The organism is Lysinibacillus sp. 1 U-2021, from assembly GCF_029916965.1.
Lineage (GTDB): Bacteria > Bacillota > Bacilli > Bacillales_A > Planococcaceae > Lysinibacillus > Lysinibacillus capsici.
On sequence record NZ_CP123966.1, the window covers coordinates 1211804 to 1231092 of the forward strand.

At 34.1% G+C, this 19289-nt stretch carries 17 protein-coding genes; 7 read left to right on the top strand and 10 right to left on the bottom strand.

The genetic code is table 11. The annotated features are described in order from the left end of the window. Positions 1-343: 343 nt before the first annotated feature. The 7 genes from QH639_RS06405 to QH639_RS06435 all read right to left on the bottom strand — a co-directional run bounded on the left by QH639_RS06405 (position 344) and on the right by QH639_RS06435 (position 9317). Positions 344-1831 (bottom strand): TnsD family Tn7-like transposition protein, encoded by a 1488-nt coding sequence (locus QH639_RS06405; protein ID WP_281115832.1) that lies wholly within the window; start codon positions 1829-1831, stop codon positions 344-346. Between the two features lie 9 nt (positions 1832-1840). Next, positions 1841-3571 carry a TnsD family Tn7-like transposition protein gene (locus tag QH639_RS06410; protein ID WP_269898016.1) on the bottom strand — a complete coding sequence of 577 codons (1731 nt, stop codon included), beginning with the start codon at positions 3569-3571 and terminating at the stop codon, positions 1841-1843. A 12-nt stretch (positions 3572-3583) separates the two neighbouring features. Continuing rightward, complete coding sequence (locus tag QH639_RS06415) at positions 3584-4864, bottom strand: ATP-binding protein (RefSeq protein WP_348638173.1); 1281 nt, start codon at positions 4862-4864, stop codon at positions 3584-3586. Between the two features lie 52 nt (positions 4865-4916). Beyond that, a complete protein-coding gene (locus QH639_RS26365) occupies positions 4917-5213 on the bottom strand; it encodes a hypothetical protein (protein WP_348638174.1) in 297 nt (98 codons plus the stop codon). Between the two features lie 3 nt (positions 5214-5216). Beyond that, positions 5217-7343: a Mu transposase C-terminal domain-containing protein gene (locus QH639_RS06420; protein WP_269898018.1), complete on the bottom strand. Its 2127-nt coding sequence runs from the start codon at positions 7341-7343 to the stop codon at positions 5217-5219. Continuing rightward, positions 7315-8163 carry a TnsA endonuclease N-terminal domain-containing protein gene (locus tag QH639_RS06425; RefSeq protein WP_281115833.1) on the bottom strand — a complete coding sequence of 283 codons (849 nt, stop codon included), beginning with the start codon at positions 8161-8163 and terminating at the stop codon, positions 7315-7317. Before QH639_RS06425 ends, QH639_RS06420 begins: the two co-directional genes overlap by 29 nt. 794 nt (positions 8164-8957) lie before the next feature. Continuing rightward, complete coding sequence (locus tag QH639_RS06435; protein ID WP_269898021.1) at positions 8958-9317, bottom strand: winged helix-turn-helix transcriptional regulator; 360 nt, start codon at positions 9315-9317, stop codon at positions 8958-8960. A 147-nt stretch (positions 9318-9464) separates the two neighbouring features. Here QH639_RS06435 and QH639_RS06440 point away from each other — a divergent pair, with 147 nt between their 5' ends. Together QH639_RS06440 and QH639_RS06445 are read left to right on the top strand one after the other, a co-directional pair. Further along, complete coding sequence (locus tag QH639_RS06440; protein WP_269898022.1) at positions 9465-9848, top strand: putative quinol monooxygenase; 384 nt, start codon at positions 9465-9467, stop codon at positions 9846-9848. Positions 9849-9901: 53 nt separating this feature from the next. Continuing rightward, complete coding sequence (locus tag QH639_RS06445; protein ID WP_269898023.1) at positions 9902-10648, top strand: SDR family NAD(P)-dependent oxidoreductase; 747 nt, start codon at positions 9902-9904, stop codon at positions 10646-10648. Between the two features lie 568 nt (positions 10649-11216). Here QH639_RS06445 and QH639_RS06450 read toward each other — a convergent pair. Both QH639_RS06450 and QH639_RS06455 read right to left on the bottom strand, forming a co-directional pair. Then, a complete protein-coding gene (locus QH639_RS06450) occupies positions 11217-11948 on the bottom strand; it encodes an SDR family oxidoreductase (protein ID WP_269899058.1) in 732 nt (243 codons plus the stop codon). Beyond that, positions 11948-12223, bottom strand: a complete 276-nt coding sequence (locus tag QH639_RS06455) for an Atu4866 domain-containing protein (RefSeq protein WP_269898024.1) — start codon at positions 12221-12223, stop codon at positions 11948-11950. Before QH639_RS06455 ends, QH639_RS06450 begins: the two co-directional genes overlap by 1 nt. Before the next feature lie 267 nt (positions 12224-12490). Between QH639_RS06455 and QH639_RS06460 the strand changes: the two genes are divergently transcribed. The 4 genes from QH639_RS06460 to QH639_RS06475 all read left to right on the top strand — a co-directional run bounded on the left by QH639_RS06460 (position 12491) and on the right by QH639_RS06475 (position 17371). Next, positions 12491-13372 (top strand): AraC family transcriptional regulator, encoded by an 882-nt coding sequence (locus tag QH639_RS06460; RefSeq protein ID WP_269898025.1) that lies wholly within the window; start codon positions 12491-12493, stop codon positions 13370-13372. 585 nt (positions 13373-13957) lie between these two features. Continuing rightward, entirely contained in the window at positions 13958-14431 is a 474-nt protein-coding gene (locus QH639_RS06465) for a hypothetical protein (protein ID WP_281115834.1), read from the top strand. Positions 14432-14435: 4 nt separating this feature from the next. After that, positions 14436-14894: a hypothetical protein gene (locus tag QH639_RS06470; protein WP_281115836.1), complete on the top strand. Its 459-nt coding sequence runs from the start codon at positions 14436-14438 to the stop codon at positions 14892-14894. 389 nt (positions 14895-15283) lie between these two features. Then, entirely contained in the window at positions 15284-17371 is a 2088-nt protein-coding gene (locus tag QH639_RS06475) for a serine hydrolase domain-containing protein (RefSeq protein WP_281115837.1), read from the top strand. A gap of 319 nt (positions 17372-17690) precedes the next feature. Here the strand turns inward: QH639_RS06475 and QH639_RS06480 are convergent, their stop codons facing one another. Further along, positions 17691-17930, bottom strand: a complete 240-nt coding sequence (locus QH639_RS06480; protein ID WP_281115838.1) for a hypothetical protein — start codon at positions 17928-17930, stop codon at positions 17691-17693. A gap of 300 nt (positions 17931-18230) precedes the next feature. On the opposite strand from QH639_RS06480, the gene QH639_RS06485 reads away from it, so the two are divergent. Beyond that, positions 18231-19169: a hypothetical protein gene (locus QH639_RS06485; protein ID WP_281115839.1), complete on the top strand. Its 939-nt coding sequence runs from the start codon at positions 18231-18233 to the stop codon at positions 19167-19169. Positions 19170-19289 lie beyond the last annotated feature (120 nt).

Here is a 19289-nt window from a genome sequence, read left to right on the forward strand (position 1 = left end):
TCAAGGGACATTATTTGAAATGTTGCTCTCCTATTCTGTTTCAAGGGGTGTTTCGCTATGGATAAAAACACCCCTTTAGATTAATAGTATCCAAAGGGGTAAAATGGTGTGATTTTTTTACAAACGGTATGACTTTATTTCAAATCAACAACATTGTCTACACTCAACTTAGTCGTGATGTATATTAGCTACAAGCACAGTTTCTTACGCAACCTAAATTTATAAAAACGCAACTTAATCATGATGTAATTTTAGAAATGAAATTATTTTAACCACAACTTAAACGTGATGTAGCATTTGTTCATTAAAGGCGTTTTTTCGATTATCTATTCTAAGTCGTTCTCTATTTACTTTTATTATATAAATATTCATTAAACAATTTATGTTTTTCTATGTATTCGTTTGTTTTCAAGAGATATTGCAGTTCTGCTTTTATATTTGTCTTATCAAGTGTCATATAAATCCATGAGCTTACTTTAGGTGTTTCCAACACTATACCTTTACTAACAAGTGATTTTAAATATAACAGTACTTGTTTATCTCTTTTAATCCAATTAATAGGGGTCCTCGAAAATACTGATAAGTCCTCTGGTTTAAACCATTTCTCTCGTTCATTTTCTTTAAGCAACTCTTCAATTTCAATTGAATTGATATGTAATTTATTTGAAGCTTCTTCTATGCTAAAACCCTTATTATAAATTAATGATAATACATTGATTTTCCATTCTTCTGTTTTATAAAATCTTGTTACAATCAAGCGCCAATCCTTTATTCTGAAAATCTTTTCATATTCAAAATAACATTGATCACATTTGAAATATATTATTAACCTTCTTTTTTGATTATCAAAATATATTTCGGCATCTTGTATATTACATTGATTGAAGCTTTTACAGAAATAATTCAAACATGGAAAAGGCCCAATTTCTCCTGTTGGAAGAGTTAAATTACATTTCATAAAATCTGATAAAGAGTTAAAAAAGAAATTAATAAAGATTATTGTCTCAATATAGGTGAAATGTATATTACATATTAAAGGGTTATCTACAATACGTTCATATATTCGTTCATTAAATCCCGAAAGTTTCATTAATTCATTCCCATAGTAATTCTCTATATCTATTCTAAGTTTTATTACATCAACATGTCCTGTAGATTTTACATATCCATTAGCAATTAAAAACAAATAGAACTTACCGTATCTAAATTTAAAATGCAAATTCAAATTTTCCATATTTAAATTCAAACTTTGTTTTGTAAATATTTGTGCATAAAACACGGTTTTATTCGAGAACTTCTCTAATACTTCAGAGCTTAAATCTCTAATTTTTAATGTTTTCAAAGAAGTCTTACTATAATTCCAGTTTTCTAAAATAACATCATGTTCTAAACAAATAAAACTTGTGGGTAATTGATGGGACAACCGCCAATATGATTCACCCAGAGTTTTTATGTCATCCCGAACACAGTTAGGACAAAACTTTAAATTAAATGAGTTCATCAATATTTGGTGTTTTACATTTAATTTTTTATCTTTTAAGCCATAAATCATATATTGTAGTAAGTATTTATATTGAATAGGAGGGAGAAAATTACAATAATAAATAAAAAGAGTATGGTATTTTAAATAATACTCCTCATCACGTGTATCAAAAGGTCCTAACATTTCAATAAAACTTTGAATATTATTTGGTAGCAAAGGATTTATCTTAGGTGAACCTAGTTCAGTTAATGTAGTTTTTTCATTCTTATTTAGACTTCTTTCATGGTATCTAGCAAACAAACTAAAGAGCAACTCATCTTCTTGAATATTTGGAATGAATGAGTTCACGTAATCACCTCATAAACATTTTATTCTCCACATCTTAAGCCGTTCTCTATACTGTTCATTTGATTCAGTTACTGATTCAATTAGCTCTTTTGTTAAAGGCATTTTCTCTAGCTGCTTTTCGATTAAAGCTAATTTCTCAATCGCAATCCCTATATGTCTTTTTGTTAAACGTACGGGCTTTGTATCAATATCTATAGTTAATAAATACCCCTTAACCATCTCCTGAATTTCCAAATCCCTTTCATGCCAATTTACTCTTGATACTATTTTTGTACTTTTTATAGACGCTGGTGAATTATAATATAGCCACGCTTTATCATGTCTATATAGCCATGAATAAATGTTAGGAATCAATTTTCTTATTTGGGTTTTTGAATATGTTGGATTTTCTTTTTGAGTACGTAACCAACTGCAGCGATAGTCTAATATATTTGTCGAATTTTTAACTGCTACAACTTTATTTTTATTTTTTTTATAATACTTAATTGCTGTTCCAACGTCTACTTTCAATAATTTAGCTGCTTTTCTAAAACTTAAATGTTCGTTATCAATATATTGGAACAATTTACTTTCCCATACACTTCCAAAATTTCTAACAAACCTATATTCATACATACCTTCTTGAGAAGTATCTGGACCTAAACGGGTATATTTAAATTCACAGTTACAATTGAATATTCCAATGGGTCTCCCTGTATCGGTACATCTCTTTATACTTAGATTATCCACTACAAAATCTTTATAATGTTCTGCAGCAGGGTTTAAACATGGGAAAGGCCCTTTTCCAAATGGACTTTCAAAATAATCCGTTTCAATAGTATTAATTTCTATCTCCAAGAAATTCATTAATAATAAATGCCTTACAGGATGGAAAGATATTCGATGTTTACGTGTAATGGTTTTTAACCAACACGACTCTTGATCTAATATTGGAACTGATTGAAAATAACCCAAAATATTCATACCATAAAATTTTATAAATTCATTATATAAATCGGTTTGGCGTACATGTCCTCCCGCTGTAATTAATCCTTTTTTTCTTAGCTTGTCTTTATACAGAGACACTAAATTTAAGGACTTAACATGTATATCTTTCATCAACAGCCTTTTACTATTATTGGCTATATCAATTAAATGATTGGTCTCTGCAAAAGTTACATTATTTTGAATACATTTGGTATTAATAGAGGCGAAGCAATTATTTTTATTAGGTGTTACTAACTGTGAATTTTTATTTCTATATAGTACAGAACTAAAATGGAGAGACTCATTATGCTGTAAGCAAATAAATACACTAGGGAGTTGATGGGATATACGCCAATACGCCTCACCAAACTCTTGGATATCATTCTTAAGGCAAGAAGGGCAGTATTTAAAGTATTTAGTTTCTTTCACTTTACTTTGAATCTGCCCTAGTATCATTTGAATGTTATTCGATTTCTTTAACTTAACTGCTTCAATAATTAATTTTTTATCTGAATTAATAAGAAAGTTTGTAAAATAATAAAATGGAGTATGTTTAAATAATATAGACTCAAAATCGAGATATCCAAAAAAACGTAAATGTCCCATTACTGTTTCCAAATTAGATGGGAAATCAGGTGTTAGTTTAGATCGACTGTCATTAAATAATTTATTTAGTGTATGTCTTAAACTTAACTCAGTACTTCTATTAGAATATCTAGCGAAAAGACTATAAAGCAACTCATCTTCATATGGATATGGAAACCAACCAATCAATATTATCCCGTCCTAAAATAGTTTTTTGTCAGAGAAGGGGGCTATGATTAACCCTTTATTAATTAAGGAATCATGCGCTGAATTTCTCTCTTTGCGACCATTATCGACTATTTTAAAGATAATATTCGTTGACCGTTTATTCTTTTTATTTTTCATTTTTTCATTCTCATATTGAACACGTTGGTTAATATTTGTTAATGCTAATTGAACTGCCTCTTGGGAAGAAATTTTTGGATTTTCTTTAATTACTTTTTTCGCTTCTGTCTCTGCATACTTAGCATCAATATCAAGGTTAATTAATGTTAAGATAACCTTTTGTAAAACAGAGATTTCTTTTTCTTCTCTTTTAGCTGCCATTTTTTCTTTTTGTTTAGTTATTAAATCCCTCATATTCACTGATTTTTCTCTTTGTAAAAGAAAATCATCAATGTCAAATGGTGTAATATCATCATATTGCGCTATATCGTCTAAATTTCCTTCTTTTAACGCTTGAAGCATTTTACGCGTCATACTTAAATACTTTTTGCTAATATGGCTAATCATACTAGTGGAGATTTTCTCTATTCCAGTTTCTATAGCATATGATTGTGCTAACAAAAATAACTTTACAGCTATATCTACAATACCTTGACTTTCCTCATAAAGAACGTCTTGCCACTCTTTAGTTAGCTCTACCTTTTCCTTAGTCCATTGATACTTCCACATACTACTTAAAAGTACTTCCCAATTATCATCCTTCTTCATTTGTTCCCAGATTAGCTCTCCATGACCTCCAGCTCTCCTTGCTTGGCGGAAATTCACTTGAAGTAATTGCTTTGCCTTTGTAGTACCAATAATTACAATTGGAATACCAATTTCATTAACTAAAGTGACCAAAAAATTCATCATGCTATTCGAAACTTCTGATTTTGCTGTAAGCATATGCTGAATCTCATCTATTACAAATACACCCAAACAATGCGCTCTCGCTAATTGACCAATGTGTATTATTAAATAACTAAGCGATTCTCTTTTAAGTCCTTGTTTAAAGTAATTTGTCCCCAATATACCGTCCATTTTTGTAATAAAATCTAAACATAAGGTTTTAGGTGATCCGTCATTAGGGCAGTTTAGTTTAAGCCAGGGGACTTGCATAATATTTAATGGATATTTATGAATAATTACTTTTGGATATAACGATAGAACTCTTTCAATAGCTGATGATTTACCCATACCAGAAAATCCAATAATTGATAAACTAGAAGCTGTTTTTCTGATATCAGGAGGAAGCCCTAATGGCTCTTTATTTTCCAATCTTCGATGTAACTCGATTAACGTTTCAGCATGAGTTTTATTTCTTGGGTTTCTATATACATAACCATCTCTCAATAATCTTGAGAATCGTATTTCTAGCTCTAACGTTTTCTCTAATGGTTGATAAAAACGAGTTAATCTTGTAAGTGAATCGATAATGAGCAGAAAGTTGAATTTCATTTTCATCATATTCAGGTAAATATCCTAATTGAACAAAAGCTTCTTCAATTGATCGAATAGGGGGAAGAGCTTCAATTAATGGATTATCACGATAATCTGCTATAACCTGATCATTATATACCGCACTTATGGCATATTCTCCATTATTTAATTGAATTAAATTTTCCATCTTTTATTTCCCTTTATTTTCAAATAATTTTTTTATAGAAAATCTAGTTGTTTCTTCTGTATCAGATTCAATTTTTGCTAATGTATTAGGAATTACATTTTGATTCTTATCTTCTAATTTAAATGCCACTTCTTCAAGCATTTGATTACGTTCATTACGCTTATTTTCCTTTATATTTTTTGTTCTTTCAGATTTACTTATGGTTTTATCCATTTTCTCTTCTTTCTTCTTGTCGGCCTGTCTAACAATTGATTCAATGTTTGAGTAAAAATTCAATTCATTTTCTAATTGAGTGTGTTCAAATTCTTTTTGGCCATCTTTTTCATATTCTAATAATTGATTTATTTCTTCTATTGTCTTGTCTTTATATCTCACCTGATGTTCTATAAGTGTACAGGATATATATAGATCTCCATCATTGGAATGTAAATAAATTACGTTCATATTTCTTGGGTCATAGGAAAAATTCACTTTCCAACTTCCATCTCTTCTGGCTTTTGAAAACCATTGTTCATCTATGGCTTTCCGAGTAGTATAAAACATCTTTTTATACCTAATTCCTTTTTCCGTTACAGTTGCTTGATCTCTTGGCAATAAATAAAATTTGACCTTATTTATATCGTGTTTATGAAGTTTTCCTGCTGCATTCTTAACTCCCCATTCCCATAATTTGATAGGTATTGGTTCTACATTATCCCTTATATGTTCTTCACTTCTAACATAATCATTCATATAAAAATTGCTGTTATAGTAGAGTACGAAATTTATCAATATTTTCGTGTATTCCTCAATATTAAGACTCGCCTCTAATCTATAATCCTTTGTTCCTCTCTCACCATGGTCCTTTTGAACATACCCGGGAAGAAAGGGTCTTATTTTTTCTTGAGAAGAATCAAATAATTTTTCGACTATTCCTTTCCAATCTGGGCGATAGGGTGGTGTATTACTAATTCTCGGTCCTAATCCTTCAATTAAGTGATCAACACCACTACTGGCTAATTCACCTCTATCCCCAATAAAATTGTTAGGTAAATGCATTGAAGGCCACATTTCATGCGATATATTTATCCCATACTTTTTACAGTATTCTGTCTTATCTGTACATGCATTTAAAATTGCACTCATCATGGCTTTCCAAGAAGCATTCTCTAAACTTACATAAAGTCCTGTAATCAAATGTGTGTAGACATCAACAATAAAGTAAGTTGTTGGTCTACCTACAATCCAATTAGGATTAAATCGATTAACTAAATATATATTGCTAGGTGTCGCATCAATTTGATATATATCTCCTGGGCCTTGTGTTTCAGCTGTTGAAGACCCTAGAACTTGTCTAAAATTTTGTTCAAATTTTTTTAATCCTTCCCTTGCGATTGTTACTTCATCATTTTTAAATTCTTTACTATACCAGTACTCAAATTGCCTAAAAGAAGGGATCTCCTCTTCAGATTTTAAGACTATCTTTTCATTTTTTACTTCATCGTAATATCTAAATTTTGTATAGTAATCGCGAATCAACATTTTATAAACAAATTTTAAAGAAGGCTTTTTTGTACTTAAGTAGTATTTTTTTAAGGATTTTTCAAATTGGTTTTTAATCGCAGAGGTTATAATAACTCCGGATTTTCCATTCGCTTTTGGCCTTCCTGTTTTTTTCTTATATACCAATTCAATTTTATTTAAAGAGTAATCCGGGAATAGACTGTCTTTAATCATGCCTCTTTGCCAATATTTTCTTAAATTTTTGTAGAAAGTATTTCGGGATTTCACATTATTTGTAGTCATCGCACTTTCAATTAACTTATGTCTTCGGTCCTTCATATAAATGTCGGGTTCCTGATTAACTATTTCTTTAATCATTTCCCAAGTTTTATCTCTATGATTGAGATCTTTTTGAGTTGGTATTCGTTTCAAAGATGTGCTTTTACTTATTTCCACCACATAAATAGCGTTATTTATTCGTTCTTCAATTTCTGAAATTTTCATAATAAAAGGGGTAGCTTTTGCATCATTAATATCAATTACATAGGCAATCACATAACCACTATCAATCCATAAGATTCTATAAGTAATTTTCAAATCAATATCTACAATAAGTTCATTAACTGATAGAGTTATCATAAATGCCATTAATACCTCCCTTATTTACAATTATTTCAGTTAAATTTATTTTGAATGGTTGAATCGGGTTCTCCATATTTGCTGCTAATATATATTGTTTTGCAAATAGATGTCTCAAATAATAAATTCCTGAGCCATTTTCAAGGTTATATAAGGAATCAAATTCATTACAACACGTTACTAACAGCTGCTGAGAACTTAAACGTTTAGCGTTAGCTAAATACTCAAGAAAATATAAACTAATTGTTTCTTCATCTTTTTCTTTAAGATAATAATATTCATGTATATAATCCATATTGCTTACAAATGGCTTTGACATAACTTTCTCATCTATTAGACACCATTCAATATCATTGTCTGCCCAATATTGTCTTTCTAACTCCAGTTTTTCTAAAACACGGGTTTCTTCTAACTCACTACTGGGTTTTATAGACCTCGCTAAATGGACAATTTCATTATTAATGCGTGTTGTAATCAAAAAATCGGTAGTCATCACAATATTTGTTTGGGTTTTGTTTTCAAAAGGGTGTTTTATACCTTTTTCTGACGCAATTTTCATAGTTCTTTCACGCTTTAGTGGGAATTGCTCTCTAATATCAATTACCTTGTGACTCCATTCCAAATAATAAAAATAAGAAAGTTCTAAATCAGACAATAAATGATGAATTCTATTTGTCTTCCAGCCCAATGGTCGGTGGACTCGTCCTTTACTTGGTATTTCATTAGTTTTAATCCAAGGAATATAATGATTTAACTCTCCTGAACCTCTTCCTTCTTTATAAAATTTTGCTATTTTTTCTTCTGTCCAAGTATATTTATTAATCGACAAAATATCACCACCAATCGACTTCTTTCCACTATTAATAGCAAATATTCAGAAAATTTACAAGCTCTGATTATTATTGCGAATGTTCATTTAAGAATTTTGTATAGCTTTATTGTTATGAAACTTATTGATTCTGGGTAAATGGTCAATAAAGTGGGGTATGATAACATGGCTTAGGGTGGGAAAGGGAAGCAATTGTCGGCCGCAATGTAGGGAAGTATTGCTACTATAGCTTAAGAAATGAACGTATTCATGAACTACTTGAAATGTTTGATGCTGTTCTCGAAGATGTTCTCCGATACTGCATGCTGTGCAAATCATATGGATTAGAGAGAATGAGTAGGTTTGCATCTTTTATATGAATATAAGTTATGAATTAAAAAGTGTAGTTTTAAAAAAACTTGATCATTTATAATAAAGTTTGATTAAAAATACTGTGTTGATATATAGGATTTTTTTTGTTCAACAAACGGGCCAGATTGTTGAATAACACTTTTGACGATAAGAAATGCTATTCAAGTTTATATGCCAATTTATGAACAAGCTCCGCAAGTATAAACGTTGCTACTTCAACTGTTTATGCCATATGTATAGTAAACTGTATAATTTATGGTTCAAGCGCAAAGGCACAAATGTTGATTTAACAACATTCGTGTACTTGTATCTCCACTCAAATCTTAATGAGGTACTTTGTTTCTAACAAATCATATTTGCACGAGAACCTCTTTTTCTATTACTAATTGATCCTCCTAACCTCATCCCAGTGCAACAAAAAAACACCTTACATATAAGGTGTGTTAAAAAGAAGCCTCTTCGGATAGTAGGATTTCGATTTCATCCTCTGCATAAATTTGCTCCGCATAATGGCTTCCCCATTGACAGAGCTCCTGCAAGATAGGTTTAAGAGATTCTCCAAGTTCAGTGGATGAATATTCAACCTTCGGCGGTACTTGATTATATATCTTTCTGCTTACAAGTCCACTGGCTTCAAGCTCTCTAAGTGTTTGAATCAGCATTTTCTGAGTTATATTTGGGATAATGCTCTTTAATTCACTCGTTCTCTTTGGTCCATCCTTTAAAAAGTATAATACAAGGCCTTTCCATTTTCCGCTAATAACTTCCATTGTCATTTCAAAACCACAACTAACTTTTTTCATGTCTAAACCCCCATATTATATAATTGTTACTTTTTAGTTAGTATATAACAAAAAAGTGGGTACTTCCAATAATATAGTTTATAGATGGATAATATACCTTGTAAGGTGTTTTTCAAGGCAGAGATTACAAAAGGGGGAATATTACAGATGACTAGCAATACTAATCAAGTTGTTCTAAACATTCGTTTCAAAGTTAAACCAGGTAAAAAGGAAGTCTTTCGGAACTCACTTTATTCACTTGTTGAAGTGATGTCGAAAGAACCTACCTTTATAAATGCTATTATAAGCGATGATATTGAAAAGCCGGATGATCTTGTAATTTATGAAATCTGGCAAGGCACAAAAGACAGTTGGTTACAGGAAGAATTGCCAAAGCCTTATCGAAAAAAATATGAAGAAATTCTTGGTGATCTACTTGAGGATAGAATAATAAGTTACTTAATACCAAACGGAGAATGGGGAAGTAATTTAACGAATGGGTCAAGAACAAGCTCAGAAAGCCTAAATGCCTCTATATCAACTTTTAAGTAACTTACTAAAGGTACTAGACATAAAATAAAATTAATTCTAAAGGAGTGTTAAGTATGGGTAAATTTGAAGGTAAAATAGCGCTTGTAACGGGTGGAACAAGTGGGATTGGTCTTGCTACAGCACAAAAATTTGTAAACGAAGGTGCATATGTTTATATCACGGGACGTAGACAAAACGAACTTGATAAAGCCGTTAACCAAATTGGCAAGAACGTAACCGGTGTTCAAGGTGATATTTCTAAACTTGAAGACTTAGACAAACTATATGACATTATAAAGCAGGAAAAAGGTAAGTTGGACATTCTTTTTGCTAATGCAGGCACCGGCAACTTCCTTCCATTAGGTGAAATTACTGAAGAGCAGGTTGATAGAACGTTCGACATTAACGTTAAAGGAACCATCTTTACTGTTCAAAAAGCATTATCACTATTCCCGGACAAAGTAGGTTCTATTATTGTAACGGGCTCTACTGCTGGATCAATTGGCAACCCAGCGTTTAGTGTATATGGAGCATCTAAAGCAGCATTAAGAGCACTAGTTCGCAACTGGATTCTTGACCTAAAAGGTACTGAAATCCGTGTAAATGTGGTAAGTCCAGGAGGTATTCTTACACCTGCATACGATGAGCTTTTTGGTGAGGCACTAGAAGAGGTACTGGAAAATAGCAGAAATACTGTTCCAGCTGGAAAAGTTGGGACACCTGAAGAAGTAGCAAACGCTGTATCTTTCCTTGCTTCAGACGAAAGCAGTTACTTGACGGGTGTTGAATTGTTCGTAGATGGCGGGCTAGCACAGGTATAATTTCACTGGCAGAGATTACAAATAGTCCCCGAAAAAGGTTAATGGGATTTACTTGAAGAAGTCGTATAAAAAAGTCGTTTCCTTAAAGGACAGGGAATTCGACTTTTTTTATGTTTGGATTTGCTTATCGATGTAAATTCATATTTTCCTGGGGCTACCACTAAATGACCTGAAAAAAGATTATTTTATGAATAAATGTATTAAATTAACGGGTGCTTTAGCAAAATAAAATAACTAAGGTGTCATTTTTGCAGCTTTTTCGCATTTAGCACTATTCAACAATCGGGCGCGATTGTTGAACATCAAGAGTAGAAAATGATTAAACTTTTTATAAAAATTGCACATTGTTTCACAAAGAATTAACCCGTTTTGAACAAACTTTGTTCAAAACGGGCTCTTTTAATTTAGCTTAAATTATGGGTCTGTGGGTTGTTTTTGAACAAACATTATTCTAAAGCTACATCAACTACGAGAGAAAGCCAGAAAAAATGAGGAATCTCCAAGAATGGATTCCAGAACAGAGAAGTCTAGATTTGCTAGTTGGACTCCTAATGTCCCTTTGTTTAATTTATATTGCGGGTTTAATGACCAGTTCACTTACATCGACATACTCTGGCTGTTCCAGCGCATAGACGATAGCACCGGCAATAGCCGTTGCTGGGAGAGTGGTACGCCGGTATTCCTTCATGATTTCCTTTGCCTCGTTGTCGGTAATGCTCTCGGCTAGTTCTGATTCCGTTACCCCCGGCGATACAAGGGTTACACGGATGCCTTGGCCTGCAGTTTCTTGCCTCAATCCATCCGTTATGGCACGTACAGCATATTTGGTCGCGCAGTAGACAGCTGCTGTCGGGCTCACTTCGTAGGCGCCGATGGAAGCGATATTGATGAAATGGCCGAAACCTTGTTTTTTCATGACCGGAAGACCTGCGGCAATGCCATGGAGGACACCGCGAATATTGATATCAATCATTCGGTTCCATTCCTCGATCTTCAGTGCTTCCAGCGAAGAGAGCGGCATCACCCCTGCATTGTTGATTACAGCGTCCACTCGTCCAAAATGACTTTGGGCTGCTTCAATGATCGCTTGCATCTGTTCCAGCTCCGTCACATCAAGCCGCTGGACGACTACAGAACCACCATCCGCCTGAATGTCAGATGCCAATGCCTCCAGTCTTTCGACACGCCTTGCCCCGATGACAACATGGGCGCCTAGACCTGCGAGCAGTCGGGCTGTTGTTTCACCGATTCCGCTACTTGCTCCCGTAATCACTACTACTTTTCCATTAAGTACAGACATCATTCGTTGCCCCCTTCGCTAGGTTCTTCTAAATATAGCACCATACCTGCATGGTAAAGCACTCCATCGGTAAAATCACCATCAGCAGTAAAGCCTGTATCATCGACATATTCGATATGATTGCCCTCGATAAAGTAGCTGCCTTGATAGGCGCTTTTTTTGCTGCCGCGTGCTTCGTCGTACCGTCCGTTCGGAAGCAGCTCGTGCCGAATATGACCGTCCGCGGTTACCCAGATGCCTGTATAGGGATGTAAATTAGCATGTTCTTTTTTCATTTTATAATCTCCTCCCACATGTAAACGATAGGCAGCACTAAAACTCGACAGGTTAAAAATGAAAATGAAGTGACCGGAGAGCATAACGGAAACCTGCTCCATTTCTGTACTATCCAATTGAAGTGCCTGACCATAAACACATTATGAATCTTTGTGCCGAAGGGGAGGTAGCCGGTATTTATGAAATGATTGCCTAATACTCCAACAAAATATAATATAGTGAATAAGAAATCCATATGTGTTAATGGAAAAGGTGGAGGAACTGCCATGGAGCGGATTAAGGAATTAGCAGAGTTGATTGAGAGAAATGTAACGTTGGATGGAACGTCTGAGACATCTATACCAGGCTTGCAATTTGTTCGTGCCTCCCGGATTTCTGAACCTGTTTACTCTGTTTATGAACCTTCCCTATGCATTGTGGCTCAGGGAACAAAATTGGTCATGCTCGGTGAAGAAAGCTATCAGTACGATTCGGCCAGTTATTTGACCGCGTCTGTTCATTTGCCGATTACAGGACAGGTCATGGTGGCTTCACCCGAAAAGCCTTATTTATGTGTGAATTTGCAGCTGGACATGAATCAGATTTTCGAAGTCATTCAATCATCGAATCAAGGAATTTCTAATGATTCCACAGGTCGGGGTCTGGAAATCAGCCTTATAAATGAATCGCTCCTGGAAGCGGTATTACGGCTGATTAGGCTGCTGGAGACTCCGCAGGATATATCGGTCCTTGCCGCAAGTATTAAACGTGAAATCATTTACCGGATTCTACAAAATGATGAGAACAACTCCTTGAAACACTTTGCCCTTGTAGGCAGTCAGGCCCAGCGCATCGCAAAGGTAATCGGGGTATTAAACCGTGAATTCGCTCAACCGTTAAAGGTAGATGACTTAGCGAAGGAGGCCAGAATGAGCCCCTCATCCTTCTATCACCATTTCAAGGAAATCACAGGCATGAGCCCAATCCAGTATCAGAAACAGCTTCGGCTGCAGGAAGCACGCCGAATGCTTTTAACGGAAAGCATGGAGGCGGCTGAAGCAGCGTTCCAGGTAGGCTACGAAAGCCCCTCGCATTTCAGTCGGGAATACAGTCGCAAGTTTGGCATGTCCCCAATGAAAGACATACAGCGTTTGAGGGAAATGATTTAATAAAAAGAAAATACGTTTTTCTAAGGTAAAGGAGATTCTAAGCTATTTTAATAGCCCTTTTATAACGCTATCTTACTTACTAATTCTATAAGGTTTATTCTCTAAAATCATGATTATTACAAATAATGAAATACATTAGAAGTATTAGTAATAAGGAAGGTGTCCTTGGACACCTTCCTTATTTAATGTATAGATAATTCATTAAAACATTTACTTCCGAATGATTTTTCGCTTTTTAAATATACCTTAATAGCAATCAAGTCGTTTCAAAATTGAAAGTAATTCTTGTGGCTTTGAAATAAAGTTAAACTGTTTATAAAAAAGTTTAACCGTTTATAAAAAAAGATGAACCGGAATTTCCTATCTCTATAAGGAAGGGATTTCGGTTTTTCTTGTGGATTTAGAACCTGTTAAGTGATAATAAAGTTATTCCATTAAAGGGCCAGATTGTGGAGGAACGTTTTCAGTAAAATTAAATATTATTGTTGAAATATAGAGTAAGGTAGTGAAGTTTCTCACTAACTAACGAAGCAGGATAGTTAAAGAACATTTAGGGTACGTTACTTCTAAAAAGGAGTAATCTAAATGAAAAATCCATTCTTAATTAGTTCGTTTGTGATTATATTTTTGTTCAGTTTTTCTATATTATTAGAAAGTCCTGTTCATTCTCAAACTAACCCTTCAGATAATAATGAATATTTATATCCTGCAAATAAGGAAAAAGTTGTTGATGAAACTGTAGATAGATTTTACCAGGCATTAAGGAACCTAAAGTATCCTATACATCAGGAGGTTTATCAAAGATATAAGCAGAAGCCAAAGCAACAGCAAAGGCATTTGGATACTGTTCTTTTTAAAGAAATGCCTGATGCATCTGTAAATGTTAGAAAAAAATTATTGTTCAATGAGGTAGAGAGATTAAATTATATAACTTTTGATGGAAATATTCTTAGTATCTACCCTTATATAGATATTAACTATCATCAGACCGTTAGTCTTGATAGGCAAGTTTATTTTTTTTATTCCTTTAAAGACACAGAAAAAGAATTTTTTGAATGAAACAATGAGAAACCTTCCAAAAAATGAAATCACAAATAACGCGCTGCACTATTACAATTTTGCTGATCGTTTCAACTTAAAGGAAATTACAAGCCAGTATTATGAAACGGCATTTGCACGTTATTACGCCAAACATATGTCCAAAGAACCTGTACAAACAGGCCCTTATGGATGGCAAATTCAGAATTGGAAGCTTCGCACTTACAGAGGTCCTTTAGCAAATCAAGTTCTTCCAAATACGATGGTTCCACCAAAAGAAATCGTGACTAAAGAACAAACGTGGTATGGTGAGTACAGTCTGCCAGCTAAACTATACGTGGTGCCAAAGAATTCGAACATTCAAGAAGCGGGGCGTGTAGGGATGCTGAATGAAAATCATCAATTGTTCTTAAAAGATGGATACATTATCGTGAATTTCGACATTGAAACGATTAATGAATACCTTCAATCTGCAGGAAGGTGACGTTATCTTTTATCATGCGGATCAATCATCATTAGACGATTTTAAATCGAGCGTTACCCACTAATAAAAGAATGAAAAGCTTAGGATTTAGTTCCTAAGCTTTTTTATTTTATTTTATTTTACCCAGTGGACAGATACGCAAACGGCTTGTAGCAATGGTGTGAGTGTTGATTACGAAGAGGATTATCCCGTACATTAAAACGAGACTCCCCCAAAAGCCATTTGAGACAAATTTTTTTACAATTAATAAATTTGTAAGGAATTGGTAAGGGAAAAGAAAAAATTTATTCTTACAATTAAAGTACACGGTAAAAGGGGGGATTAGTCTGAAGTTGCAAACTCAATAAAAGTATTGAAATCAATCACTTATCTAAGGAGGCAATTCTGACATGAAAAGTAAATTATCTGGAGTGTTAGCCGCTTCATTAGCGCTAACGATATACCTACCAATTAATGCGATGGCTTTTTCTAGTGGCAGTCAGACTACCATTGTAGCTAGTCAAGAAGTAGTGGCTAGCCAAGAATTGAAAAAGATTGCAGCAGAGAAGGCTGCGTTACTCATGAATTCATATGAGACGATTAGTGTGCAGTATGCGCTAATTGATAAGGGGAAAATCGTTTTGACGGGTCAGACAGGCAAGAACGATATGAAAGGGAAACAGCCTCTGACTAAAGATACCCTATACGGGATTGGTTCTGTCAGTAAAATGTATGCAGCTGCGGCTGTGATGAAATTAGTAGATGATGGAAAAGTCGAATTGGATGTTCCTATCGTTCATTATATTTCTGATTTTAAGATGAAGGACGAACGGTACAAACGCATTACACCGCGTATGCTGTTGAACCATTCCTCCGGCTTACAAGGTACCTCAACAAGTAATGTATTTTTATTTAAAGATAATGATACCTATGCTCATGATAACTTGTTGATGCAATTGGCCAACCAGACCTTAAAAGCGGATCCCGGAGAGTTCTCGGTATACTGCAATGACGGCTTTACCCTGGCCGAGATATTGGTGGAAAGAGTCAGTGGCATTAGCTTTACCGAATTTCTGCATCAACGGTTTACAGAACCATTAAAGCTAAATCATACGAAAACGCCGCAGGACAAATTGGAAGGAGATGAGCTGGCTGGACTTTATTTTCCGACATACCAAGGTCAGCTTCCTATTGAATTTGTGAATGATATTGGTTCAGGAGGAATCTATTCCACTGCAGAAGATGTGGTGCGGTTCTCCCAATTATTTATGGGGCAGGGAAAAGGAATTCTCTCTGATAAAGCAGTGAATGCGATGGAGCAAGAGGAATATAAAAAAGGAATGTGGTCAGGGGATGGAGATTATAGTTTTAACTATGGTCTTGGCTGGGATAGTGTGAAACTGTATCCATTTAGTGAATATGGGATTAAGGCATTGGTTAAAGGCGGCGACACGACACTACAACATGCTAGTATGGTCGTGCTTCCGGAACAGCAAATGGCAGCGGCTGTATTATCATCCGGAGGCAGTAGCGCGACAAATCGATTGATGGCAACTGAATTGTTGGTCGCTGCTCTCAAAGAGAAGGGCACAATTAAAGACATTAAACCGAACAAATCTTTTGGCAAGCCGGTCAAGGCAAAGATGCCTCATGATGTAGCAAAGAAAGCGGGTTTATACGGCAATAGTTACAGTAATTTTAAAATAGAAATTACGAAAAATGGGGAATTATTATTACCAAATTATACAGAAGAAAAGTTTGTATATACCGCAGATGGAAGCTTTATTAATGAGGAGGGGACCTCCAAGCTTAACTTTGTCACTGAGAAGAATGGCCGAACTTATTTAGAGGAGAGTACTTATAAATCAATGCCAGGGTTAGGGCAAGATGTGATGACTCACTATTTAGCCGAGAAACTAGAAGACAATGTCCTATCAAAGGAAACTGTTGCCGCATGGGAGAAGCGGAAGGGTGTCAAGTTCTATCTTGTGAACGAGAAATTTAGTTCTGCTGAGTATCTCGTACAATTGATGCTTACCACACAAATTAATTTCAAGGAGGGTATGACAGGCTATTGGGACGGTAGAAAAATTACAGGTCCCAACTCAGCGGCGCATCAACTCCAAATCCCCGTGATGAATGGCCGTGATATGACGGAAGCTCGTTTTTATACAAAAGGCGGCATTGAATATATGGAAATGCCCGGATTGGTATACGTAAGTGGATCTAATGTCCAACTGCTTGATGCAGGCAAATCGTCCAAAGTTACTCTTGCAGCAAATGGGCATGCGAAATGGTTTGCAATCCCGCATGAGGCAACAGGGAAAATAATGACCGTTACTTTGCCATCGAAGAGTTCTTTCGCGGTGTATGATGAGAAGGGAGTATGTATCAATTTTAGCGTTGTAAACGGCAATAATAAAGTAAAACTGCCGAACAATGGAATGGTTGTATTTGCTGGCGCACCGAACTCGGAATTTGCAATCACGTTGAATTAGCTATAATCCAAGATAAACTTCATCTAAACCCGAACAACACACATAGGGAGTTTTGCTGTTTGGATGTATTTTACTCATTATCATTACTTTCCGTGAAAAATATCACGGAGAAATAAAGAAGAGAAACGACATTAAGCCTATTTTAACTAATTGTTGCGTTTATTGAAGTTTAAGTTGTAGAGTGTTGTTTAACTTGTTGTTCAACAATTGGGCCATGATTGTTGAACAACACACAATTTATAATATCTAAAATAAAAAAACGATAACTGTCATATCTTCTTTTTCAATTCTTTTATTCTCTCCTTATAAAAACAGCATTTTATTTACTGATTTTCTCTACCACTTCAAGTTCTTGCGTGGAATAATATTTCTTATCATCTTCTGTTAAGTAAAATGCTTTTGGTTCTTCTGAAATTCTTAACACAATAGATTGAAAATCATGCTCGTGAAATTCAGTATAATAATCACTCTGTCTTAAATCGTGATTGATATGATATGGGTATAAAAATCCGGTTCTATGATTATCCATGATTTGTTCTGTTTTATTATAATTGTTCATATAATCACTCCATTTCTGAAATTATTTCCTTTTGTATCTTTAAAACAAAGTTTAACCGTTTGTAATAAAGTTGTACAGTTTATAAAAAAGATGAACTGTTTTTTAGATCTTAGAATGATAATTTATAATAGTTTAATCAAAAATCCTGTTATATGCAGGATTTTTTCTTTATTCAGCAATCGGGCCAATTGTTGAATAACGCGAGTGGGATAAAGTAAAGAAATACATTTACAATTATGTGGAATGGCAATGAGAATAATGTGAAAAAACCGACATACCTTCTTAATAGGAGGCGGTATTTTGAAAAAAGTCCTAACAGGTTTTGTTGTGTTATTACTCATAATTACGGCATCTAATATGTTACATAAAAAAGAGTCAAATAAATCAGCATCTGTAAATACTGAAAAAATAGAAAATACTTTAGTTAAAAGTATGGAAGAATCTAAAACGGAAAAGAAGTTATTAGAGCAGTTTTTAACAAAGAGTTTTAAGGAACTAAAGGATAGTGGGTATCAAGTTGGTTTAAATTTTTCACATGAAGAACGAAACTTAACTGTGCAAGTCCAGAATAAGGCGTTATTAGAAGCGAATAAAATAAACATTGAAAAGATCATTCATACCACTGCTAAAAAGGTTGGATTTCAAGATTTTAAAGTAGATTTTCTCACTTTAGATAGCTATCCTACATTAAGTGAAGAAGATGAAAAGTTAAGGAAATCTATGACGAAAGTATTTGAAGAGATTTCGGCTTTATTAAAGGAAAAGGGATACCATTCTAACTCAATCTCAACTAATCCAAATAATGAAATCATTATTGAAATACAAGGAATGAAGGAAGATTTAGAGAAAAGTAAAGAAATTGAAGAACTCAAAAAAATCATTGGTCAAACGATTCACTCAAATACGGACTTAGATTATACAGTTAAGATAAGGAAAAAAAGCAAACTTGCATTACGTGATCAAGATTGGCAACCAATCTTTGATGCGATAAGAGAAGAAACGAACAAGAGATTTAAGGAATATCGGGGGTTTGCCTATTCATTCCACCCCGAACCATTACAAATTATTATTAAAACTAACATCCATTCATCTAAATGGTTCGGGAATTCTGATAAAAAGATAAATCAAATTACAGAATATGTAGATAAAATCATAGAGTTGAAAATAGAAGAGTTATCGATTGAAGAAATTCCATACGAAATTATTATTAGGGATAAAAATGATAAGGAAGTAAAATAGTGAGATTTAGGTCAATCTTATTTTCTAAAGCTCTAGCTCTTTTAAATATTTATGTTTTTCCATTAAAGGGCGCGTTTACTTAAGAACGCGTCCTTTTCTTTTAAAGGGCCATTTAATAGA